The organism is Agrobacterium sp. GW821-FHT14E08 (assembly GCF_058803865.1).
In genome coordinates, this window is the sequence record NZ_JBXAPJ010000002.1 from 591974 (window position 1) to 614003 (window position 22030).

22 protein-coding genes are annotated in these 22030 nt (G+C 58.8%); 14 read left to right on the forward strand and 8 right to left on the reverse strand.

What is annotated here, in order from left to right:
• Window positions 1–65: 65 nt before the first annotated feature.
• The 7 genes from AC1ROR_RS11575 to rsmI all read right to left on the reverse strand — a co-directional run bounded on the left by AC1ROR_RS11575 (window position 66) and on the right by rsmI (window position 6395).
• Window positions 66–1166, reverse strand: coding sequence for a sn-glycerol-3-phosphate import ATP-binding protein UgpC (locus tag AC1ROR_RS11575; RefSeq protein ID WP_498589462.1), 1101 nt, complete (start codon window positions 1164–1166; stop codon window positions 66–68).
• A gap of 10 nt (window positions 1167–1176) precedes the next feature.
• Window positions 1177–2019 (reverse strand): sn-glycerol-3-phosphate ABC transporter permease UgpE, encoded by an 843-nt coding sequence (ugpE, locus tag AC1ROR_RS11580; protein ID WP_035219289.1) that lies wholly within the window; start codon window positions 2017–2019, stop codon window positions 1177–1179.
• Window positions 2020–2030: 11 nt separating this feature from the next.
• Window positions 2031–3005, reverse strand: coding sequence for an ABC transporter permease subunit (locus tag AC1ROR_RS11585; RefSeq protein WP_175414386.1), 975 nt, complete (start codon window positions 3003–3005; stop codon window positions 2031–2033).
• An 83-nt stretch (window positions 3006–3088) separates the two neighbouring features.
• Window positions 3089–4387, reverse strand: a complete 1299-nt coding sequence (locus AC1ROR_RS11590; RefSeq protein WP_035219290.1) for an extracellular solute-binding protein — start codon at window positions 4385–4387, stop codon at window positions 3089–3091.
• 132 nt (window positions 4388–4519) lie between these two features.
• The gene (locus tag AC1ROR_RS11595) at window positions 4520–5080 is read right to left on the reverse strand and encodes a sugar O-acetyltransferase (RefSeq protein WP_080836411.1); all 561 of its coding nucleotides are present in this window, start codon (window positions 5078–5080) and stop codon (window positions 4520–4522) included.
• A gap of 15 nt (window positions 5081–5095) precedes the next feature.
• On the reverse strand, window positions 5096–5464 hold the full coding sequence (locus tag AC1ROR_RS11600; RefSeq protein ID WP_080833239.1) for a YraN family protein: 369 nt from the start codon (window positions 5462–5464) through the stop codon (window positions 5096–5098).
• Complete coding sequence (rsmI, locus tag AC1ROR_RS11605) at window positions 5454–6395, reverse strand: 16S rRNA (cytidine(1402)-2'-O)-methyltransferase (protein ID WP_498589463.1); 942 nt, start codon at window positions 6393–6395, stop codon at window positions 5454–5456. The genes AC1ROR_RS11600 and rsmI overlap by 11 nt, the downstream gene beginning before the upstream one ends.
• 267 nt (window positions 6396–6662) lie before the next feature.
• Here rsmI and dnaN point away from each other — a divergent pair, with 267 nt between their 5' ends.
• The 6 genes from dnaN (at window position 6663) to AC1ROR_RS11635 (ending at window position 11395) form a co-directional block, all read left to right on the forward strand.
• Window positions 6663–7781, forward strand: a complete 1119-nt coding sequence (dnaN, locus tag AC1ROR_RS11610; protein WP_498589464.1) for a DNA polymerase III subunit beta — start codon at window positions 6663–6665, stop codon at window positions 7779–7781.
• Window positions 7782–7977: 196 nt separating this feature from the next.
• Window positions 7978–8571 (forward strand): phospholipid N-methyltransferase PmtA, encoded by a 594-nt coding sequence (gene pmtA, locus AC1ROR_RS11615; protein ID WP_035219859.1) that lies wholly within the window; start codon window positions 7978–7980, stop codon window positions 8569–8571.
• A gap of 96 nt (window positions 8572–8667) precedes the next feature.
• On the forward strand, window positions 8668–9264 hold the full coding sequence (locus tag AC1ROR_RS11620; RefSeq protein ID WP_498589465.1) for a histidine phosphatase family protein: 597 nt from the start codon (window positions 8668–8670) through the stop codon (window positions 9262–9264).
• Between the two features lie 4 nt (window positions 9265–9268).
• Window positions 9269–9976, forward strand: coding sequence for an orotidine-5'-phosphate decarboxylase (pyrF, locus tag AC1ROR_RS11625; protein WP_498589466.1), 708 nt, complete (start codon window positions 9269–9271; stop codon window positions 9974–9976).
• 17 nt (window positions 9977–9993) lie between these two features.
• Window positions 9994–10281, forward strand: a complete 288-nt coding sequence (locus AC1ROR_RS11630; protein ID WP_035219305.1) for a DUF1330 domain-containing protein — start codon at window positions 9994–9996, stop codon at window positions 10279–10281.
• 133 nt (window positions 10282–10414) lie between these two features.
• Window positions 10415–11395 (forward strand): complex I NDUFA9 subunit family protein, encoded by a 981-nt coding sequence (locus tag AC1ROR_RS11635; protein ID WP_498589467.1) that lies wholly within the window; start codon window positions 10415–10417, stop codon window positions 11393–11395.
• Window positions 11396–12001: 606 nt separating this feature from the next.
• Here the strand turns inward: AC1ROR_RS11635 and AC1ROR_RS11640 are convergent.
• Window positions 12002–12808, reverse strand: coding sequence for an undecaprenyl-diphosphate phosphatase (locus AC1ROR_RS11640; RefSeq protein WP_052820219.1), 807 nt, complete (start codon window positions 12806–12808; stop codon window positions 12002–12004).
• 158 nt (window positions 12809–12966) lie between these two features.
• Here AC1ROR_RS11640 and AC1ROR_RS11645 point away from each other — a divergent pair, with 158 nt between their 5' ends.
• From AC1ROR_RS11645 to AC1ROR_RS11680, 8 genes are all read left to right on the forward strand, one after another.
• Window positions 12967–13659, forward strand: coding sequence for a glutathione S-transferase family protein (locus tag AC1ROR_RS11645; RefSeq protein ID WP_035219312.1), 693 nt, complete (start codon window positions 12967–12969; stop codon window positions 13657–13659).
• A 78-nt stretch (window positions 13660–13737) separates the two neighbouring features.
• Window positions 13738–14889 carry a tRNA epoxyqueuosine(34) reductase QueG gene (gene queG, locus AC1ROR_RS11650; protein ID WP_498589600.1) on the forward strand — a complete coding sequence of 384 codons (1152 nt, stop codon included), beginning with the start codon at window positions 13738–13740 and terminating at the stop codon, window positions 14887–14889.
• Window positions 14890–14892: 3 nt separating this feature from the next.
• Window positions 14893–15765 (forward strand): SDR family oxidoreductase, encoded by an 873-nt coding sequence (locus AC1ROR_RS11655; RefSeq protein ID WP_498589468.1) that lies wholly within the window; start codon window positions 14893–14895, stop codon window positions 15763–15765.
• A 427-nt stretch (window positions 15766–16192) separates the two neighbouring features.
• On the forward strand, window positions 16193–16561 hold the full coding sequence (locus tag AC1ROR_RS11660) for a septal ring lytic transglycosylase RlpA family protein (protein ID WP_035219318.1): 369 nt from the start codon (window positions 16193–16195) through the stop codon (window positions 16559–16561).
• 60 nt (window positions 16562–16621) lie between these two features.
• On the forward strand, window positions 16622–17911 hold the full coding sequence (locus AC1ROR_RS11665; RefSeq protein WP_498589469.1) for an RsmB/NOP family class I SAM-dependent RNA methyltransferase: 1290 nt from the start codon (window positions 16622–16624) through the stop codon (window positions 17909–17911).
• Between the two features lie 155 nt (window positions 17912–18066).
• The gene (locus tag AC1ROR_RS11670; RefSeq protein WP_498589470.1) at window positions 18067–19344 is read left to right on the forward strand and encodes an imelysin family protein; all 1278 of its coding nucleotides are present in this window, start codon (window positions 18067–18069) and stop codon (window positions 19342–19344) included.
• Window positions 19345–19385: 41 nt separating this feature from the next.
• Complete coding sequence (locus AC1ROR_RS11675) at window positions 19386–20909, forward strand: di-heme oxidoreductase family protein (RefSeq protein WP_498589471.1); 1524 nt, start codon at window positions 19386–19388, stop codon at window positions 20907–20909.
• On the forward strand, window positions 20909–22030 hold the full coding sequence (locus AC1ROR_RS11680; protein ID WP_498589472.1) for an imelysin family protein: 1122 nt from the start codon (window positions 20909–20911) through the stop codon (window positions 22028–22030). The genes AC1ROR_RS11675 and AC1ROR_RS11680 overlap by 1 nt, the downstream gene beginning before the upstream one ends.

The following is a 22030-nucleotide window of genomic DNA, read 5'->3' on the forward strand; positions in this document are numbered from 1 at the left end:
TCGTAACAAACCGGTTTTGACAATCGGCGCAATTTTAGCCATCGCGCCGATTTCTCGCGATATAGTCAGGCCGTTGCCAGTTCAGACGGCTGCACCACAGCTTGCTCCGCCTTGCCGGAAATCCGCTTGCCGGTTTCGCTGGAGAAGAAGTGCAGCTTCTCCGGGGATATGGCGACCGACAGGGTAGCAGGAACCTCAACCTCGGGCGAAAACGCCACGGTAAGGTTCTGATCGCCGATCATACCATGGATGAGACGCTGGGAGCCGAGCTCCTCGATATAATCGACGCGCAGCACGAAACCCTGCTCGCCTTCCGCCGCCAGACGGAAATCTTCCGCCCGCATGCCGACCGTGACCGGACCGGAGGTCGGCGCGAAACCGCCAAGCGAGACCAGCGACGGCCCGATGGCAAGGCCATCCCCGTGCAATTCGCCGTTCAGGAGGTTCATGGCGGGAGAGCCGATGAAGCTCGCAACGAAGGTGGAAGCCGGGGTGTGATAAACCTCGAGCGGCGCGCCGATCTGCTCGATGCGGCCACCATTCAGCACCACCAGACGATCGGCCAGGGTCATGGCTTCCAGCTGGTCATGGGTGACATAGATGGAGGTTGTGCCAAGGCGCTTCTGCAGGCGCTTGATCTCGCCGCGCATCGAAACACGCAGCTTGGCGTCAAGGTTGGACAAAGGCTCATCGAACAGGAAGGCCGCCGGTTTGCGCACAATGGCGCGACCCATGGCGACTCGCTGCCGCTGACCGCCGGAAAGAGCACGCGGCTTGCGGTCAAGATAAGGTTCGAGCTGCAGCATGCGGGCGGCCTCAGCAACGCGCGCATCAATCTCCGCCTTCGGCGTCTTGCGGTTCTTCAAGCCGTATTCCAGGTTCTGCCGCACCGACATATGCGGATAAAGCGCATAGTTCTGAAACACCATGGCGATATCCCGGTCGGCCGGATCGACCTGATTGACCAATCGGTCACCGATCTTCACCGTGCCTTCGGAGATATCCTCAAGCCCGGCCACCATGCGCAGAAGCGTGGACTTGCCGCAGCCGGAGGGGCCGACGAGAACGATGAACTCACCGTCCCTGATGTCGATATCGACGTGATGCACGGCGCGCACGCCGCCATGATAATCCTTGCAGACCTGACTGATTTCTATCGCGGCCATTTCGGTCTCCTTATTTATCGCTCTCGGTGAGGCCCTTGATGAACCAGCGCTGGAAGATCACGACGATCAGCACAGGCGGCAGCATGGCCAGGACGGCAAGCGCGAAAGCTTCGTTATAGTCGGGAATTTGCGAACCGACCCAGACCTGCAGGATCGACTTGATGCCGCGCATCAGGGTGAAGAAACTCTCATCCGTCGTCATCAGCATGGGCCAGAGATACTGGTTCCAGCCATAAACGAACATGATGATGAAGATCGCCGCCATCATGGTACGGGAAAGCGGAATGATGACATCGATGAAGAACTTGACCGGACCGGCACCATCGATGCGGGCGGCTTCCAGCAGTTCCTCCGGAATGGATTTGAAGAATTGCCGGAAATAAAAGGTGCCTGTCGCAGACGCCAGAAGCGGCACGATCAACCCGGTATAGGAGTTCAGGAGCCCGAGTTTGCTCATCACCTCGTAGGACGGCATGATGCGCACTTCGAGCGGCAGAAGCAGCGTGGTGAAAATGATCCAGAAGGCAAGCGTCGCAAAGCGAAAGCGGAAATAGACGATCGCATAGGCCGCCGTCATCGACAGGATAATCTTGCCGACGGCAAAACCGATGCCGAGGATGAGCGAGTTGATCACCATGTTGATGCCGGTGATCTGCCCGGTGAAGCCACCCTTCTGCGTCAGGACCTTTTCATAGGTCTCGATGAAATTATCACCGGGAACCAGCGTCAGGCCGCTGCGGTGAATTTCCGCCGCTGTATGGGTGGAAGTCATGAAAGCCACGACGACCGGCAAGATCAGGAACAGCGCGCCAATGATCAGCACCAGGTGATCGAGGGGTTTTGTCTTGTACATCGTCTTTTCCCTCAATTGTAATGGATGCGCTTCTCGATGAAGCGGAACTGGATGATGGTGAGGACAAAGACGACCAGCATCAGGATGACGGACTGGGCCGAGGAACCGCCGATGTCATTGCCGCGGAAACCGTCGAGAAACACCTTGTAGACCAGGGTGATCGGGTTGTTGGCTGCCTTATCCTTCACCATCACGTCGATGACACCGAACGTATCGAACAGGGAATAGGTGATGTTGATGATGAGCAGGAAGAAGGCGGTGGGTGCAAGCAACGGCATGATGACCGTCCAGAACCGGCGAAAACCCGAGCGGCAGTCGATGGCGGCAGCCTCACGCACAGCGACGGAGACACCCTGCAAGCCGGACAGGAAAAAGATGAAATTGTAAGGAATCTGCTTCCAGACAGCGACGACCACCATGGCGAAAGCCGTATCGAAATAATTGAGCCCGACCTTCATGTCCCAGCCGAGCATCGCGGCCATCTTGACGAAAGGCCCGATATGCTGGTCGAAGAACATCATGCCGATGAGGCCCGCGACCGGCGGCGCAATGGCATAGACGGAAATAAGCACCGTCTTGTAGGTCGAACTGCCGCGAATGACGGCATCGGCCTTGACGGCGAGCAGCAGGCCAAGCGCCAGCGAGAAGAAGGTCACCAGCACGGTGAAGATGACCGTGAACTTGGCGATGCTGAGATATTCCGGATTGAATATCGCGTCCGAATAATTGGCGAACCCGACAAAAGAGGCGCCGAAGCCGAAGGGGTCTTCAATATAAAACGATGAATGCACGGCCTGAACGGAAGGCCAGTAAAAGAAGATGAAAATCACCGCCAGTTGCGGCGCCAGAAACAGATAGGGCACGAAGGACGAGGAGAACTGCACGCGCTTCATGCCGGCTTCGGCGGCGCTGACGGGTTTTCCAGCCTTTGCGGACCGGCCGGACAAAAACCGGGCCAGACGCGGTTGAGACGATGTATAGGCCACGCTTGCGCCTCCTTATCCAGAAGCGAGCCTCCCTTCCGTTGGAAAGGAGGCTCGACAACGATCATTGGTTTCGAAAAGATCGATCAGCCGGCCGTCTTGGCGAAACGGGCCAGAAGGTCGTTGCCTTCCTTCTCGATGATGTCGAAGGCGTCCTTCGGCGTGACTTCGCCGGAGAAGATGCGGTTGTATTCACGTTCCATGATGGCGCGGATCTGCGGGTAGAAACCGAGACGGTAACCCTTGGACCATTCGCCGCCCGGCAGCGACAGCTGCTGGATACCAACTTCGGCAATCGGCTTTTCCTTGTAGAAACCTTCAGCCTTGGCCTTTTCGTAAGCAGCCTTGGTGATGGCGACGTAACCGGTTGCCTTGTGGTAGAAGACCTGGATTTCCGGCGAGGTCAGGAACTGGAAGAAGTCAGCCACGCACTTGTTTTCGGCTTCGGACTTGCCCGACATTGCAAAGAGGGCTGCACCGCCGATGAAGGAGTTGGTGCCGGCACCCTTGATGGAGCCCCAGTAGGGAAGGAAGGTTGCCGAGAACGGCATGGTCGCCGTCTTCTGCAGGCCGCCGAACGAACCCGAAGAACCGATCCAGAAAGCAACCTTGCCTTCTTCGAAGGGCTTCTGGTTGTCGTTCCAGCCAGCGCCATAATAAGCGAACAGGCCCTTGTCCTTCCAGTCCTTCAGCTTGTCGAACATCATGACGAGGTTCGGGTCGGTGACCTTGAGCTTGGTGTCGGCAACGCTGTCGTAACCGTTATTGTTGGTTGCGAACTGGATATTGTTGCGGGAGAAGAAGTTCTCCGTGAACTGCCAGGTCAGCTGCGACTGGACGAGCGGGATGTAGCCAGCTTCCTTCAGCTTCGGAGCGACCTTTTCAAAGTCTTCCCAGGTCTTCGGAGCTTCGACGCCGGCCTTTTTCAGGGCTTCGTCGTTGACATACATGATCGGCGCGGAAGAGTTGAACGGCATGCCGACGAACTTGCCGTCAGCAGCAGCGTAGAAATAACGCACGCCGTTGATGAAGGCGTCACGGTCGAACTTGTAGCCGGCCTTGTTGATGAGGTCTTCCGCGGGAATGACAGCGCCCTTGGCGTTGATGATGGTGGCAGCGCCAGCATCGAAAACCTGGAGAATGTTCGGCTGTTCGCCCGAACGGAAGGCGGCGATGCCGCTTGCCAGTGCTTCTTCGTAGGAGCCCTTGGAAACCGGCGTCAGCGCGCATTCCTTCTGGGCTTCGTTGAACTTCTGGGCGACTTCGTTGATGACTTCGCCGTTGCGGCCGCCCATGCCGTGCCACCAGGTGATGTTGGTCGCCGCCATGGAAGATGTAGCCGAAATGCTGACGGCCACCGCGGCCATGGAAATCTTCTTCAACATAATTTTGTCCTCTCCGCCAGTTAGTGGGGTGAGGATGCGAATAGAGACGTTCCATGACGCCTCTTTAACAGTTTGATGTCAGATTTGTTACAGCGCCTGCGAATGGAGGCCGCTCCCTCAAAAACGCGTGCCTCACGGGTCCCTGCGCTTTATCGGACGGGCCGGATTTCCCACCACGGTCGTGCCCGGCAGCACATCCCTGGTTACCACCGAACCGGCACCGACGATTGCGCCGTCGCCGATGGTGACGCCCGCAAGAAGGATCGCTCCGCCGCCGATCCAGACATCACGGCCGATCGTCACCGGCTTTGCGATTTCAATGCCCTGCGAACGCGGAACCGGGTCCAGATGGTGCTCGGCGCAATAGATCTGCACGGCGGGTCCCAGCATCGAGCCATCGCCTATCGTCACCTTTGCCGAATCCAGGATCGTGCAGCCGGTATTGAGGTAGACGTTTTTACCAAGGGTGATGTTGAAGCCGTAGGCACAATGAAACGGCGCTTCAATAAATACCCCTTCCCCGCTGGCGGCGAAAAGCGCCCCCAGCAATGGCGCCATGGCTCCGCGCTCATCCGGCGGCATGGTATTATGCTGGTGAACCGCGCGCCGGGCGCGGGAACGCAACACATCCAGTTCGGCGTCCATGCAGCTGTACCATTCGCCCGCGGCCATTTTTTCCCGCTCGGTCGGCATCATTGTCCCTCCCCTTCAAAATGCATCGATGAAATGCTGCGGCAGGCGTCGCGGCAGAACGGCGACGATATCGAAACGCAGCGAAAATCGCCCTGCATCCCTGCGCCGGGACAGCCAGAGATCGGCCGCCGCGCGGATGCGTTGCTGCGAACGCCAGCCGACGGCGTCGACCGCGCCTTCGGCGGATGATCGCGCCTTGACCTCGACGATGGCGACGACATCCTTCTTGCGGGCAATGAGATCGATTTCCCCAAGTCGGGTGCGGTATCGAATGGCGAGGATACGATAGCCTCTCAACAGCAGATAAAGCGCGGCCCAATATTCCGCGGCGTGGCCGCGTCGCTCGGCCTCGCGTCTTTTGTTGTTTCGCCCGTCAGCGGCCATCCGCGTCCTTCATATCCAGCAGCCGCTGATAAAGCTCCTTGCGCGGCAGGCCGGTCAGCTTCGACGCCTCGGCGGCGGCCCTGGCGGCAGGCATCGTTGTGACGAGATCCTTCAACAGCTTCTCAACGTCTTCGATATCGGGAATTTCATCGTAGGAGGGCGGCTCCACCAAAAGCACGATCTCGCCCTTCACCACGCGGTCGCCGTCATAATAATCTGCAAGTTCGCCGAGCGTGCCACGACGGAACTCCTCGAAAGTCTTGGTCAATTCGCGGCAGACCACGGCGCGACGGTCGCGACCGAGCACTTCCGAGGCAACCCTGACGGTGGCGCCGATGCGGTGCGGCGATTCAAAAAACATCAAGGTCGCGGGAATTTTCGCAAGTTCCGCAAATCGGTCGCGCTTGCCACGATCCTTCACCGGCAGGAAGCCCGCGAACAGAAAGGCATCGCTCGGCATGCCCGATCCGACGAGGGCGGCAAGCGGTGCGGACGCACCCGGCACCGGTACGACGCGATGACCGGCCTCGAGCGCAAGCTGACCCAGACGATAACCGGGATCGGAGACGAGCGGCGTTCCGGCATCCGACACCAACGCCACGGACTTTCCAGCCTCAAGCGCGGCGATGAGCTTGGGACCAGCCTCGTTCGCATTATGCTCATGATAGGAAAGCGGGCGCGTGCGAATACCGTAACGTTCGAGCAGGATGCGGGTGACGCGGGTATCCTCGCAGGCGAGAACATCGGCGGATGCCAGCGTTTCCAGCGCCCGGATGGTGATATCACCCAGATTGCCGATGGGGGTGGCAACGAGATAAAGTGCCGGCTCCAGCGGCCGCGCCGGAATGGTGGCCGTGCCGATCCTGAACTCCCTGTTCGTCGGTTTGAGGTCCCTGTTCGCTATTTCTTCCGTCACGCGGCTTCCAATCATTCTGGCCGATCATTGACGGCCGGTCGCTCCATTTTCGCCCCTTTATGGGCAATAGGGAAGCGGCGAACAAGGTCTGCGGGCTGCCGCAACCTGTGGATCATGCTGTATAGCAGCAAAATGACCTCCCGCAGATGCACTCGGCTCTTGCATTTTCTGCAATAACTCTGCCATTTTGCCCGTCCACATTATCCGGCTTTTGGGCCGGTCAAGACTCTTCTTGCCGATCCGGCGGTGGCCGGTTCGCAACGGTTGAAAGCGGTAGCGTCCATGCGTATTACTCTTGAGCGGTCGAACCTTCTTAAATCGCTGAACCACGTCCACAGGGTTGTCGAGCGTCGCAACACGATCCCGATCCTGTCCAACGTTCTCCTGCGCGCATCCGGCGCCAATCTGGACATGAAGGCGACCGACCTCGATCTCGAAATCACCGAAGCGACACCGGCCATGGTTGAGCAGGCGGGTGCCACCACCGTGCCGGCGCACCTGCTTTATGAAATCGTGCGCAAGCTGCCTGATGGTTCCGAAGTGCTTCTGGCGACCAATCCAGACGGCTCCACGATGACGGTTGCCTCCGGCCGTTCGAAATTCTCACTGCAGTGCCTGCCGGAAACCGATTTCCCGGATCTGACCGCCGGCACCTTCAGCCACACTTTCAAACTGAAGGCGACCGATCTGAAGATGCTGATCGACCGGACGCAATTTGCGATTTCGACCGAAGAGACGCGTTATTACCTGAACGGCATTTTCTTCCACACCATCGAAAGCAATGGCGAGCTGAAGCTGCGCGCGGTTGCGACGGACGGCCACCGTCTGGCGCGCGCCGATGTGGATGCGCCCGCAGGTTCCGAAGGCATGCCCGGCATCATCATTCCGCGCAAGACCGTCGGCGAATTGCAGAAGCTGATGGACAATCCTGAACTGGAAGTCACCGTTGAAGTCTCGGATGCGAAAATCCGCCTGACCATCGGCTCGGTCGTTTTGACCTCGAAGCTGATCGACGGCACCTTTCCCGACTATCAGCGCGTCATCCCCACCGGCAACGACAAGGAAATGCGCGTGGATTGCCAGACCTTCGCGCAGGCTGTCGACCGCGTCTCGACCATTTCTTCCGAGCGCGGCCGCGCCGTGAAACTGGCGCTGACAGATGGCCAGCTGACGCTGACGGTCAACAATCCCGACTCGGGCAGCGCAACCGAAGAAGTGGCTGTGGGCTACGATAATGATTCGATGGAAATCGGCTTCAATGCCAAATATCTTCTCGACATCACCTCACAGCTATCCGGCGACGACGCGATTTTCCTTCTGGCGGATGCCGGCTCGCCGACGCTCGTTCGCGACACTGCCGGTGACGATGCGCTTTACGTTCTGATGCCGATGCGCGTCTAAACCGCCTCCATTTTCTTCAATTTAATCAAAAACGCCGGTGGATCGCTTCACCGGCGTTTTTTGATTCGGCGGCTGCGCATTTCAAACCTTAAGTGAATTTTTCCAGTTACGACATTTTGCCTTGTTTTTGCGCCAAATGGGATCAACAGTACGTAACCGTTTTTTGACAATGACCAAAATTTATCCGAGGGGAATCATGGCACTTAACCTGAAGCGACGCCTTGAACAGAAATTCGAGGAAGAAATCCGTTTTTTCAAAGGCATGGTCAGCCAGCCGAAAAAAGTGGGAGCCATCGTCCCGACCTCCTCCATCACGGCAAAAAAAATGGCAAGCGTCATCAATCCCCATTCCGGCCTGCCTGTTCTTGAGCTCGGCCCGGGCACCGGCGTCATCACCAAGGCTATTCTGGCGCGCGGCATCAAACCCGAGAACCTGACCGCCATTGAATATTCGACCGATTTCTACAATCAGCTGCTCAGAAGCTATCCCGGCGTCAATTTCGTCAATGGCGACGCCTTCGATCTCGATGCGACACTCGGCGAGCACAAGGGGCAGATGTTCGACAGCGTAATTTCCGCCGTGCCGATGCTGAATTTCCCGATGGCCGCCCGCATCAAGCTTCTCGACGAATTGCTGAAGCGCGTGCCGCACGGCCGCCCCGTCGTGCAGATATCCTACGGCGCCATTTCCCCGATCGTCGCGCAGCCGCATCTCTACCATATCCGCCATTTCGATTTCATCGTGCGCAATATTCCGCCGGCGCAATTGTGGACCTATACGCGGGCCTGACCGCGCGGCAGAATGGGCAAGACCGTCATTTCCCGGTCGTGACGGATGGTTAGGGTTTTGAGTTACCCTTTCCATCGCCATCAAGGACCGATTTTGATGCATGCGCTCTACATCACCCACCCCCAGGTCAGGATCGATCTGGCGGTTCCCGTTCCCGAGTGGGGACTTTCTGACATCGGTGCCGAGCGGGTGCGGGAGGCGAGCCGCCTGCCCTGGGCGCAGGCATTGCGGCGCATCGTCTCCAGTGCCGAAACCAAGGCGATCGAAACCGCCCGCATCCTTTGCCAGACATCCGGTGCGACAATAGACATCATTGAGACGATGCATGAAAACGACCGGTCGGCCACCGGTTTCCTGCCGCCGCCGGAGTTCGAGAAAGCGGCTGACTGGTTCTTCGCCCATCCGCAGGAAAGTTTTCACGGCTGGGAAAGGGCAATCGATGCGCAAGTGCGGATTGTCGATGCTGTCAGAGCCGTTCTCGACCGGCACGACCCGCAGCAGCCGATCGCCTTTGTCGGCCATGGTGGCGTGGGCACACTTCTCAAATGCCATATAGAAGGCCGCGGCATCAGCCGCAGCAAGGACCAGCCGCCCGGCGGCGGTAATCTTTTCCGCTTTTCCATCGCCGACTTTTCTCTTGCAGCCGCGTCCCCCACATGCGACTGGACGGCAATGGAAACATGGCAGGGATAAGACAATGACCGCGCGCGAAAAACTCATCGTCGGGCTCGATGTTCCGACTGTGCAGCAGGCCGAAGACATCGTGTCGAAAATCGACGACGAGGTTCTGTTCTACAAGATCGGCTATCAGCTGGTTTTCGCCGGCGGCCTCGAATTCGCGCGTGACCTTGTCCAGAGCGGCAAGAAAGTCTTTCTCGACATGAAGCTGCTCGATATCGACAATACCGTCGCCTCCGGTGTCGAAAACATCGCCCGCATGGGCATGTCGATGCTGACCCTGCATGCCTATCCCAAAGCCATGCGCGCCGCTGTCAAGGCTGCCGAAGGCTCCGGCCTCTGCCTGCTGGGTGTCACCGTGCTGACCTCGATGGACGACACCGACCTTGCTGAGGCCGGTTACGCCGCGGATGCCCGTTCGCTCGTATTGCGCCGGGCGCAACAGGCGCGCGAAGCGGGCATGGGCGGCATCGTCTGTTCGGCGGAGGAATCGACCGCCGTGCGTGAAATCCTCGGCCCTGATCTTGCCGTTGTCACCCCCGGCATTCGCCCTGCCGGCGCGGATCTCGGCGATCAGAAGCGGGTGATGACGCCTTACGACGCCATCAAGGCCGGTTCGAGCCATCTGGTCGTCGCCCGCCCGATCGTCAGGGCGGAGGACCCGAAGGCGGCAGCCCGCGCCATTCTGGATGACATGCTGCGCGCCAGCTTTCCGGCCAATCAATAACGACAGAAGGAGATGACATGCCCAAGGGATATTGGATCGCCCGCGTCGATGTGCGCGACAGCGAGCGCTACAAGGATTATGTCACGACGGCGAAACCCGCTTTCGAGCGGTTCGGCGCCAATTTCCTGGCCCGTGGCGGCGCCTTGACCGAACTGGAAGGCAAGGCGCGTGCGCGCAATGTCGTCATCGAGTTCCCCTCCGTGCAACACGCCATCGATTGCTACAATTCGCCCGAATACCAGGCCGCGGCCAAAATCCGCCAGGAAATTGCGGATGCGGAGATGATGATCGTCGAGGGAATTTGACGGTCGTCAACCGCATTTCGAAAACCGGCCCCAAAACTAGACCCGGGCTGCACGACAACGTCTCTTCACCTGCGCCCGGCTTTGGGCTAAGAGACTGAAAAACGCTTTATCGACAGCTTCTGAGGAGCCTCCCATGACCTTGGCCAACCTTCCACCCCTCGTCACCGTTTTCGGCGGTTCGGGTTTTGTCGGGCGTCATGTCGTGAGAATGCTCGCCAAGCGCGGCTACCGCATCCGTGTCGCCGTGCGCCGTCCCGATCTTGCCGGCTTCCTGCAGCCGCTGGGCAATGTCGGTCAGATTTCCTTTGCACAGGCCAACCTGCGTTATCGCGATTCCATCGTCAAAGCCGTCGAAGACGCCGACCATGTGGTCAATTGCGTCGGCATTCTGACTGAAAGCGGCCGCAACACCTTCGACGCCGTGCAGGAATTCGGTGCGAAGGCCATTGCCGAAGCCGCCCGCGATGCAGGCGCAACGCTGACTCATATCTCCGCTATCGGCGCGGAAGCGGGCTCTCCTACCGGTTATAGCCGCACCAAAGGCCGCGCAGAAGCCGCCATTCATTCCATCCTGCCCGGCGCGGTTATTCTGCGTCCATCGATCATTTTTGGCCCTGAAGACGATTTCTTCAACAAATTCGCCAAGATGGCGCGTGGCCTACCCTTCCTGCCGTTGATCGGCGAGGGAAAAACAAAGTTCCAGCCGGTTTATGTTGAGGATGTCGCCGAGGCCGTGGCCCGCAGCGTCGATGGCAAGCTGAAGCCCGGCGCCATCTACGAACTCGGCGGCCAGGATGTGATGACATTCCGTGACTGTCTCGAGGCGGTTCTCGCTGCAACCTATCGCCAGCGTCCTTTCGTCAATCTGCCTTTCGGCATTGCCTCGACGATCGCCAAGATCACATCGCTGGTGCCGCTCATCGCACCGCCGCTGACGGTTGATCAGGTAACCATGCTGAAAAAGGACAATGTCGTTTCCGCAGACGCGGAAAAGAACGGCCTGACGCTAGAAGGTATCGGCATCACACCTGTTCGTGTCGCTTCCGTCCTGCCGTCCTACATGGTGCAATATCGCCCGCACGGCCAGTTCTCAAATGCAGGCAAGGCGGCCTGAGGCTCCCTCGGATACCAGCGATCTAAACGAAAGCGGGAGCCATTCCCGCTTTTTGTTTTTGCGCAATTCAATCGCAACCAAACCGCTATTTGTGCATTTCCCCCTCAACTAAAGGGGATGTGTACAATCGACTAAAGCTGCTTTGAAAAGCCGGGTAAAATTTAGCGGCCATCTGGCCTCCACACGCAAGCGTGGCACAAGCGCAACTGTGGAAAAGACTTCGCATTAACCCGGTATTCAGCAAGCCGCTTTATTGATAATGGCCACATTCCAAACATATCCAGAACCCTCACTTCACACACGGCGGCGTAATCCGCGCGAACGAACGTCTGAAAGGCAATAATAAAATGGGCAGATCTATCGCACTCTTTTTTGCGTGTGCGGCTTTGGTGGTTCTGGCGGGTTCTTTCATGGCGCCGGGAACGGTGGCAGCGGGCAAGAGCGGTTGCGCTCCCGCTTATGGCGTCGACCCCTGCGCAACGGCTTCGATCAGCACGAACTGATCGGCCTTTGAGAGTTTCAAAGAAAAAGCGCCTCCGGTTCTCCGGGGCGCTTTTTCGTTTTCAGTCCGGCCATTCAAAATGAGCGGCTATTTCTAGAATCGGCTCAACCGAAAACCAGAAGTGCTATCAGGCCGAGCGAACCGATGACGATGCGCCACCAGGCAAAAGGCGCAAAACCGCGTCGCGAGACGAAGTCCAGCAACGAGCGAACGACGAAGAGGCCGGAGACGAATGCGGCGATGAAGCCGACGGCAATCAGCGCGCCATCATCGAAACTCAGCGCGTCGCGATTCTTGTAGAGATCGAGAGTAAAAGCGCCGAGCATGGTCGGCATCGCCAGGAAAAACGAAAATTCGGCGGCGGAGCGCTTGTCGGTGCCCATCAGCAACGATCCGACGATCGTGGCCCCGGACCGCGACGTGCCGGGAATCATGGCAAGGCACTGGAAGAGGCCGATCTTGAAGGCAAGCGACGGCGGATAGTCCATGATGTCGGTATATTTCGGTTTCAGCGGCATCCGGTCGACCGCCAGCAATATGACGCCGCCGATAATCAGCACAACGCAGATGAGCATCGGCGTTTCGAACAGCACCGTCTTGATGAAATCATGCGCCAACGCCCCGATGACCGCCGCCGGCAGGAAGGCTAGAGCGACGGCCAGCACGAAACGGCGCGCCTTGGCACTTGTCGGCAAAGCGAGCGCGATCGACACAAGCTTTTGAAAATACACAAGAAGGATGGCAAGGATCGCGCCAAGCTGGATGAGGACAGCAAAGGTGTTGCCCGGCGATTTGAAGCCAAGGAAATGGCCGGCCAGCAGGACATGCGCCGTTGAGGAAACGGGAATGAACTCCGTCAGACCCTCGATAATGCCCAGCAGAAGCGCGCTGATGATCGATTGGTCACCCATGAGGTATCCTTTTTTTCAGGGGAAAGCGGCAATGGAAAGCAATTGCGTTAAACTTGTTTTAAAGTAGCCAAGCTCTTATAGCGTCTTGATGAAGCGAAACTGAAAAAGTTTTCCGGCAAATGCCGATCATGACAACCAATCGTAAAAATTGAGTACCAATGCCAACTCTCTATCATTCTCCGATGTCGACCGCATCCCGGTTCGTTCGTCTGATCCTTTCGGAATACGGGTTCCAGACCGATCTCGTCGAGGAGCAGCCGTGGGAAAGACGGCGGGAGTTTCTGGCGCTCAATCCGGCCGGCACCCTGCCGGTCTATCTTGACGATAACATGCGATCGCTTAGTGGGCCTTATGTGCTTGCCGAGTTTCTCGACGAAACGCACGGGGTCTTGAAGCGCGACAGGCGGTTGCTGGCCGAAGACCCGTTTCAGCGCGCGGAAATCCGCCGCCTGACGGAATGGTTCCTGCAGAAGATGGAAAATGACGTGACCCGGCCACTGGTGCGGGAGCGTGTCTATAAATTGCAGATGACGGCCGCACAGGGTGGCGGGCCGCCGGACTCCAAGCTTCTGCGCACCGCCCGCAACAATATCCGCCAGCACATCAAATATCTGGAATGGCTGGCGGGTTCGCGCACCTGGCTTGCCGGCGACCGGCTGAGCTATGCCGATCTCGCCGCCGCCGCCGGCGTTTCGGTGCTGGACTATCTCGGTGAGATCAACTGGCTCGAAGCACCCATCGCCAAGGAATGGTATCAGCGGCTGAAATCGCGGCCGTCCTTCCGGCCCTTCCTGAGCGAGCGCATTCCGCGCCTCGCCCCCTCCTCCCACTACGCCGATCTGGATTTCTAACTTCCGGTCTTCCGGTTATTTGCTGCGGCGCGCACCAGGCATATATATGTCGCAGAATAACCTGCGGGAGAAACGGCTATCGACGTCGCCAGCGACAAGCAGCGGATACGCGCACGCAAACTGACGGATTTCATTCGTCAGGAGGCGCTTTCGCTTGGCTTTGATCTCTGCCGCATCACGGCGCCTGACAGCATTCCGCTCGCGCCGGAGCGGCTGAGGCAGTTTCTCGACAAGGGCTACCACGGCACGATGGCGTGGATGGAGGAGAACGAGGCGCGCCGGGCAGAGCCGAAAACGCTGTGGGGTGACGTGCGCTCCATCGTCATGTTCGGGCTCAATTACGGCCCGGAGGAAGACCCGCGTGGTGTACTTTCGAAACCGGACAAGGCGGCAATTTCGGTCTATGCCCGCAATCGCGACTATCATGACGTTATCAAGGGGCGGCTGAAGGAAATCGCCACCCGGTTTGCAGCGCGCGCCGGCGAGGATGTGAAGGTCTTCGTCGACACTGCCCCTGTCATGGAAAAGCCGCTTGCCGCGGCAGCCGGTCTCGGCTGGCAGGGCAAACACACCAATCTGGTGAGCCGCACCCATGGCTCCTGGCTGTTTCTCGGCAGCATGTTCACCACCGCCGAGCTCTGTCTTGATGAGGCCGAGAAGGATCATTGCGGTTCCTGCCGTGCCTGTCTGGACGCCTGTCCGACGGCTGCCTTTCCCGCCCCCTATCAATTGGACGCTCGCCGCTGCATTTCCTACCTCACCATCGAGCACAAGGGGCCGATCCCGCACGAGTTCCGCCCTATGATCGGTAACCGCATCTATGGCTGCGACGATTGCCTTGCCGCCTGTCCCTGGAACAAGTTCGCGGCCAGCGCCTCCGAGATGAAATTGCAGGCGCGCGAGGATTTAAAGGAACCCTCGATCGCCTTCCTGCTGACGCTTGACGATGCCGCCTTCCGCAGCTTCTTCAGCGGCTCGCCCGTCAAGCGTATCGGCCGCAACCGTTTTATTCGCAATGTCCTGATCGCGGCGGGAAACTCCCACGACCGGCAATTCCTCGAGCAATGCAAGGCGCTCGCCGAGAGAGATCCTTCGCCGGAGGTGCGTGGTATGGCCGCATGGGCCTTGTCGCGGCTTATGGACAGGGAGGAATTCCGTACATACTCTGCCACGCGCGCACCGGAGACTGATCCGGAGGCGGAAATGGAATGGCAACTGGCAGAGGCGTGAACCATGCATGTGATGATTTTCGGCGCGGGATATTCAGGCAAGGCCATCTCAAACGCGCTGAAAACCGAAGCTGCGACCATTGCCGGCACCACCCGCAGCGAAGACAAATTCTCAAGCCTGACCGCCGCAGGCATGACGCCCTTTCTCTTTGACGGTGCGCATCTCAATGACGAGCTCATCACTGCCATGGGTAATGTCACGCATCTGGTGCAATCCATTGCACCGGGCAAGGAAGGCGACCCTCTGCTTGCACTGCTCGGCGATGATCTGAAAAGGCTGCTGCCCAATCTGAAATGGCTGGCCTATCTTTCCACCGTCGGCGTTTATGGCGACCATGACGGCGCCTGGGTAGATGAGGATACGCCCTGCCGCCCGGTTTCCGCCCGGTCCGTGGAACGGGTTACCGCTGAGACCGCCTGGGCTACGGCCGCTCAAAGGGCGGATGTGCCACTTGCAATCCTGCGTCTTTCCGGAATCTACGGTCCCGGACGCAATGCCTTCATGAATTTCGAAAAGGGAACGGCGCGAAGGCTGGTGAAGAAGGATCAGGTGTTCAATCGCATCCGGGTCGAGGATATCGGCGCGGCTCTGGCTTTCCTGGCACAGAGAAACCAACGCGGCGTCTTCAACGTGACGGATGACGAACCCGGCCCGCCGCAGGATGTGGTGAGCTATGCCGCCACGCTGATGGGCATTGAGCCGCCGCCTGAACAGCCATTCGAGACCGCCGATCTGACGCCGATGGCCCGCTCCTTTTATGGCGAGAACAAACGCGTTTCCAACGCCAGGATCAGGCGCCTCGGCTTTGATTTCGGGTTCCCGGACTACAAAATGTCGCTGGCCCAATTGTGGAAAAACGACCTTTGGCGGGGCTGAAAATCCCGCCACGGAAAGCGATGAAAAATCCTTCCAAACCCACTTTTGCGGATGGTTTTCGTCGCATTTCAGTCAATTAGGATTTTATTAACCAAACAAAAATCGCTAAAATCATAGTCATTAGAAAAATATTTCAGTGACATTTCGTGAAGTGGATTCACGAAGCAGTGACTTGCAATAGCATTTCCATTGAGCATTGATTCTGCATTATTTTTTCCGAATTGTGACAATAGGGGCCTCGAGGCGCCTTTCCGGCTAACGATCACAAATATTACAGACTGTAACAGTTCGTGATTTGAGCTCAGCTTTTTTTCGCCATTTTTCCCTCGCCCTACAATCTCGCATCAAAAGGCGTTCAGGCCAGCAAATGGCCGTTTAGCAAGGGCACAAACAACCGGCGCGGGGCCGGTTTTCAGGGAAGCACAGTTTGTTGAATATCCGTCGTATAACTTTCACCGCTGCAACTATAGCCGCCTGTTCCATCATCGCGCCTCTTCAGGCGAATGCGGCAAATGGTTGTGGAGGCGCATCGTGGTATGCGTTGACCTCCAAGACTGCTTCTGGCGAGCGCATGAACGCCGCCAACCTGACCGCCGCCCACCGCTCGCTGCGGTTCGGCACCAAGGTCAAGGTGACGAATGCCCGCAACGGCAAGGCCGTGGTGGTGCGCATCAACGACCGCGGTCCGTTCATCAAGGGCCGCGTTCTCGATCTCTCGAAGGCAGCCGCCAAGAACATCGGCATGATAAGCTCCGGCACCGCCAAGGTCTGCTACGAGATCGTCAAAGCCGATTGAGCCTTGCCCTTGCCGCCATTCGCGTCTACCAACCGGCCTATCAGCAAGATGAGGTAGACAATGCGTTTAGGCGGGCGTTTGGCCGGAGCAATCGAAGTATTGGCGGATATTGAGGGACGCAGGCGTCCCGTCGCCGATGCTCTGAAAGATTGGGGCCTTGCCCATCGTTTCGCCGGTTCCGGCGACAGGGCGGCAATCGGCAACATTGTCTATGACGCGCTGCGCATGAAACTGTCGCACGCCTGGCTGATGGATGACGACAGCGCCGCCTCGCTTGGTTATGCCGTGCTGCTACGTCAATGGGGCAAAAGCTTTTCTGAACTGGCGGCGGAATTTGATGGCGATAAATTCGCCCCCGACGCACCCGACGAACAAAGGCAGCAAGCCTTTCTCTCCCGCTCACTTTCCGATGCACCAGCCCATATTCAGGGCGACATCCCCGAATGGGTGCAGCCTTCCTTTGAGGCGGCATTCGGAGAGGGCTGGCTCGCCGAGGCGCAGGCGCTGAACGAGCGGCCGACCCTTGACCTGCGCGCCAACACGCTGAAGGCAACCCGCGACAAGGTGCTGAAGGCGCTTGAGGAAAGCGGCGCGGAAGCCACACATATCGCCCGGCAGGGTGTACGCATCCCCGCCGGTGAGGGTCCTTCCCGCCTACCGAATGTAACCGCCGAACTCTCCTTCCAGAAGGGCTGGTTCGAAGTGCAGGACGAGGGATCGCAGATCGTCGCCGATCTCGCCGGCGCGCGTGAGGGTGAACAGGTCCTCGATTATTGCGCCGGTGGCGGCGGCAAGACGCTGGCCATGGCGGCCAGCATGAACAATAAGGGCCAGGTTCACGCCTTCGATGCCGACCGCAAGCGGCTCGCGCCAATCATCGAGCGGCTGAAGCGGGCCGGCACACGCAATGTGCAGGTTCATGACCGCGCAGCCGGGTTGGTCCCCTTCCATGAGAAATTCGACCGCGTCCTGGTGGACGCGCCCTGCACCGGCACGGGAACATGGCGCCGACGCCCTGATACAAAATGGCGGCTGACCGCGCGCAATCTTGAAGAGCGCGTGCAGCAGCAGGGCGAAGCGCTTTCGCAGGCAAAGGGTTTCGTGCGCCCGGGCGGTGAACTGCTTTATGTGACCTGTTCCGTTTTGCCTGAAGAAAACGAACAGCAGGTGAGGCGCTTCTGCGAGGAAAATGCGGAATTCTCCATCAGTTCCGCGTTGCAACGCTGGCAGACGACTTTCGGCGACAATGCCAGAAAACCGCATTCCTCCGACGGACAGACAGTGACGCTGACGCCTGCAACCACAGATACGGACGGTTTCTTCTTCTGCTTGATGAAACGCAAAGCATAAAACCGGATTTGCACGCAGCGATTTTACTTGGAAAATGCCGATCAAACTTGTTTCAAAACATTCTAAACTAGAATGTTTGACACAAGTTTGTGATTGGGTCAGAACTCGCTTGCCGCGGCGTGAAGTCTTTTCATGCCTGCCCAAGGAGAGGGATCATGATCCGCAAAACCATTCTCAGCGCGTCTTTTGCGCTTCTTGCCGCATCGGCGGCTTTCACCGCGCTTCCCGCACAGGCCGCGACCGACGCCGCCGCCGTGATCAAGCATTATACCGATGTCGCGCACGCGAAATACGAGGATTCGCTCACCACGGCGAAGGCGCTGGACAAGGCGATCGATGCGCTTATCGCAACGCCGAGCGAAGCAACCCTGAAGGCCGCCCGCGAAGCGTGGATCAAGGCGCGTGTTCCCTATCAACAGTCGGAAGTCTATCGTTTCGGCAACCCGATCGTTGACGATTGGGAAGGCAAGGTGAACGCCTGGCCGCTGGATGAGGGTCTGATCGATTATGTCGACGGCTCCTATGGCACGGAAAGCGACGAGAACGAGCTTTATGTCGCCAACATCATCGCCAATCCGAAGATCAAGATCAGCGGTGAAGAGGTCGATACCTCGAAGATCACCCCCGAGCTGATCGAAAGCCTGCACGAGGCGGGCGATGTCGAAGCCAATGTGACCACCGGTTACCATGCCATCGAATTCCTGCTCTGGGGCCAGGACCTGAACGGCACCGGACCCGGCGCGGGCAACCGTCCCTATACCGACTATGACAAGAAGAGCTGCACGAACGGCAATTGCGACCGCCGCGCCGATTACCTGAAATCCGCCTCCACCCTGCTGATCAAGGATCTTCAGGAGATGGTGGATGCCTGGGCGCCGGAGGGTGAAGCCACGAAGGCGGTGGAAGCCGATCCGAAAGCTGGCCTCACCGCCATTCTCACCGGCATGGGCTCGCTCTCTTATGGTGAGTTGGCGGGAGAGCGCATGAAGCTTGGCCTTCTGCTGCACGACCCGGAAGAGGAGCATGATTGCTTCTCGGACAACACCTATAATTCGCATCTCAACGACGCCATCGGCATCGCTTCGGCCTATACCGGCAACTATACCCGTGTGGACGGCACGAAGATGACCGGTGCCTCGCTGGCGGAACTTGTGGGCGCCAAGGACAAGGCGCTGAACGACGAGATGACGGCGAAGCTGAACAAGACGCTCGACGCCATGCATGCGATGGAAAAGCGCGCCCAGACCGTCGAGGCCTATGACCAGATGATCGGTGAAGGCAACAAGGAAGGCAACGCCGTGGTTCAGGCGGCCATTGACGGCCTGATCGACCAGACGAAGACCGTCGAGCGTGTCATCGCCGCGCTTGATCTCGGCAAGATCGAGCTTGAAGGATCCGACAGCCTCGACAATCCGAGCGCCGTCTCCAAGTAAGTGCCAAGGCGGGCCGCAGATTGCTGCGGCCCGTTACGCCCATGCGATTTTCACTGCCGCCGATCCGTAAGCCGTTCTTCTTCACCGGGGCAGCCTGCCTTGTGGCATCGATGACGCTTGCCGAACCGCTGCGGGACGATCTGACCGAGAAAGACCGGAGCAGCCGCCAGACCATGACCGCGCCCGCGACGGATTTCACCGGGCCGGAACCCTTCGAGGCCATGTCCGGCGGGGCGACGACCAGCACCAGCAAGGCCGATAGTCGCGCGTTTTCAAATCCTTCCGCCACCATGTCGTTCGAGCGGAAACTGGATTTCAAGCTCGGCAATGCGTTGTTCCAGAAACTCTGGGTGTCTTCCCCCTCCTCCACACAGGCCTCGGACGGGCTGGGGCCGCTCTACAACGCCCGATCCTGCCAGACCTGCCATGTGAAGGACGGCAGGGGTCGCCCGCCGCTTGCCGGGGAAGATGCGGTCTCCCTGTTTCTCCGGCTGGCCCGACCGGCCCGCAACGAGGCAGAACGGGCCGCGATTGCACGCCATGAGGTGCTGAATTTTCCCGATGAAACCTATGGCCGGCAATTGCAGAACCTCGCCATTCCCGGTCTCGCCGCCGAGGGCAAGCCGGTCGTCACCTATACCGAAAAGCCGGTGCGCCTTCTGGATGGCGAAGTGGTGATGCTGCGCAAGCCCGATTATGCGGTGGCCGAGCTGCAATATGGTCCCCTCGGCCCCGACACGACACTTTCGGCCCGCATCGCCATGCCCACCCTCGGGCTTGGGCTGATCGAGGCGATTGCCGAGGCCGATATTGTGGCAGGCGCTGATCCCGATGACAAAAATGGCGACGGCATTTCCGGGCGTCCGGCCTTTGTGAGAGATCATCGCACGGGCGAGGTCAGGCTTGGCCGGTTTGGCTGGAAGGCCCAGAATGCGAGTGTGCGCGATCAGAGCGCCAGCGCCTTTTCCCACGATATTGGCATTTCTACACCGGACGCACCGAACGCCTATGGCGATTGCACGGATGCCCAGAAGGACTGTCTTGCCATGCCGACCGGCGTGCAGCCACGGCTGGGGCCGGTGGAAGCGCCGGACCCTGTCCTCGATCTCGTGACCTTCTACACCGAGAATCTTGCCGTGCCGCAACGCCGCAATGTCGACGATCCGACCGTCCTCAAGGGAAAGCAGATTTTTTACACATCCGGCTGCACCGCCTGCCATAGGCCGAAATTCGTCACCCGTCGCGATGCGAGCGACCCCATGCATTCTTCCCAGCTGATCTGGCCCTATTCGGATTTCCTCCTGCATGACATGGGAGAGGCGCTTGCCGACGGCCAGCAGGTGGGCGAAGCAGACGGGCGGCAATGGCGTACCCAGCCGCTCTGGGGTATCGGCCTGACGCAACGGGTGAACGGCAACAGTTTTTACCTGCATGACGGCCGGGCGCGCAGCCTGACGGAAGCGATATTATGGCACGGCGGCGAAGCGCAAAAAGCGCGCGACGCCTTTGCCGCCTTGCAAAAAACCGACCGGCAGGCTTTGCTGGCTTTTCTGGAGTCCCTTTGATGAAAAATGCCATGCGAAAAATCTCCGGCCTCATGTCCGTGCTGCTGCTTATGACCCATCAGCCCGCAATGGCGCAGGATGTGGAGTTGATGCCGCCGCCGCCCCTCGATCCCGCACAGGTGCGGAGCGTCATGGAAAAGGCGGTGAACGGTTTCATTCGTCCCGGTTACGACCACTTCCGGCAATCGGCAGAGAATCTGCAAGACAGCATGAAGGCTTTCTGCGCCGCCCCTTCCAAAACGGCGGATGAGGCGGCCAAGGCAGCCTTTGCCGATACGGTCTCAAGCTGGTCCACGATCGAGATCGTGCGGATTGGCCCGGTGATCGAGCAGAACCGCTTCGAGCGTGTGCTCTATTACCCCGACAAGAAGGGCCTCGGCCTGAAGCAGGTGCAGCGTTATCTTGCGGAAAAGGACGAAAGCGTTACGAGCGCCGACGGCCTGAAGGGTAAAAGCGTTGCAGCGCAGGGCCTCGGGGCATTGGAATTCGTGCTCTACGGCACCGGCGCGGATGAATTGCTTGGCAAGGAAGGTGATTTCCGCTGCCGCTTCGGCGCGGCCATCGCCGGCAATATCGCCAATGTCGCGGCGGAGCTTTCCGATGGCTGGAACGCGCCCGATGGCGCACAGAAAAACTGGACCCAGCCGGGACCGGACAATCCCGTCTTTCGCGACGAGCGCGAGGCGCTGGTTGCCCTGCTCGGCATTCTCGTGCACGGCTCCGAGGCAATCCGCGACCAGCGGATTGAAACCTTCTACAAGGGGCCGGACAAGGCCAAATTTCCCCGCACCGCCATTTATTGGCGCTCTGGCCTGACCTGGAAAAGCATTTCGGCCAATATCAAGGCCGTTCAAACCCTGCTGCACACGGCGGATATGGTTGAACTCGTGCCTCCCGACCAGCGCTCCATCGTCAATTCCATCGATTTCATCGCCAAATCGATGATCCGTATTGCGGGGACGATCGATACGGATGTGGAAAAGGCGCTGGACAAGGATGATCAGCGCGCCAAGGTGGATTACCTGCTGCTCAACGGCAAAGACCTGATCTACCGCCTCAACGACCAGTATGGCGGTGCGATCGGTCTCAGCTCCGGCTTTTCCTTCGCCGACGGAGACTGA

What these genes read in the sequence shown, in the direction of transcription:
- AC1ROR_RS11645 (WP_035219312.1), top strand. Translation starts at nt 12,967, where the DNA reads ATGCCAACTCTCTATCATTCTCCGATGTCGACCGCATCCCGGTTCGTT.
- AC1ROR_RS11670 (WP_498589470.1), top strand. Translation starts at nt 18,067, where the DNA reads ATGATCCGCAAAACCATTCTCAGCGCGTCTTTTGCGCTTCTTGCCGCA.
- AC1ROR_RS11620 (WP_498589465.1), top strand. Translation starts at nt 8,668, where the DNA reads ATGCATGCGCTCTACATCACCCACCCCCAGGTCAGGATCGATCTGGCG.
- AC1ROR_RS11575 (WP_498589462.1), bottom strand. Translation starts at nt 1,166, where the DNA reads ATGGCCGCGATAGAAATCAGTCAGGTCTGCAAGGATTATCATGGCGGC.
- pmtA (WP_035219859.1), top strand. Translation starts at nt 7,978, where the DNA reads ATGGCACTTAACCTGAAGCGACGCCTTGAACAGAAATTCGAGGAAGAA.
- AC1ROR_RS11640 (WP_052820219.1), bottom strand. Translation starts at nt 12,808, where the DNA reads ATGGGTGACCAATCGATCATCAGCGCGCTTCTGCTGGGCATTATCGAG.
- AC1ROR_RS11590 (WP_035219290.1), bottom strand. Translation starts at nt 4,387, where the DNA reads ATGTTGAAGAAGATTTCCATGGCCGCGGTGGCCGTCAGCATTTCGGCT.
- ugpE (WP_035219289.1), bottom strand. Translation starts at nt 2,019, where the DNA reads ATGTACAAGACAAAACCCCTCGATCACCTGGTGCTGATCATTGGCGCG.
- dnaN (WP_498589464.1), top strand. Translation starts at nt 6,663, where the DNA reads ATGCGTATTACTCTTGAGCGGTCGAACCTTCTTAAATCGCTGAACCAC.
- rsmI (WP_498589463.1), bottom strand. Translation starts at nt 6,395, where the DNA reads ATGATTGGAAGCCGCGTGACGGAAGAAATAGCGAACAGGGACCTCAAA.
- AC1ROR_RS11635 (WP_498589467.1), top strand. Translation starts at nt 10,415, where the DNA reads ATGACCTTGGCCAACCTTCCACCCCTCGTCACCGTTTTCGGCGGTTCG.
- AC1ROR_RS11680 (WP_498589472.1), top strand. Translation starts at nt 20,909, where the DNA reads ATGAAAAATGCCATGCGAAAAATCTCCGGCCTCATGTCCGTGCTGCTG.
- AC1ROR_RS11665 (WP_498589469.1), top strand. Translation starts at nt 16,622, where the DNA reads ATGCGTTTAGGCGGGCGTTTGGCCGGAGCAATCGAAGTATTGGCGGAT.
- AC1ROR_RS11600 (WP_080833239.1), bottom strand. Translation starts at nt 5,464, where the DNA reads ATGGCCGCTGACGGGCGAAACAACAAAAGACGCGAGGCCGAGCGACGC.
- AC1ROR_RS11675 (WP_498589471.1), top strand. Translation starts at nt 19,386, where the DNA reads ATGCGATTTTCACTGCCGCCGATCCGTAAGCCGTTCTTCTTCACCGGG.
- AC1ROR_RS11630 (WP_035219305.1), top strand. Translation starts at nt 9,994, where the DNA reads ATGCCCAAGGGATATTGGATCGCCCGCGTCGATGTGCGCGACAGCGAG.
- pyrF (WP_498589466.1), top strand. Translation starts at nt 9,269, where the DNA reads ATGACCGCGCGCGAAAAACTCATCGTCGGGCTCGATGTTCCGACTGTG.
- AC1ROR_RS11595 (WP_080836411.1), bottom strand. Translation starts at nt 5,080, where the DNA reads ATGCCGACCGAGCGGGAAAAAATGGCCGCGGGCGAATGGTACAGCTGC.
- AC1ROR_RS11655 (WP_498589468.1), top strand. Translation starts at nt 14,893, where the DNA reads ATGCATGTGATGATTTTCGGCGCGGGATATTCAGGCAAGGCCATCTCA.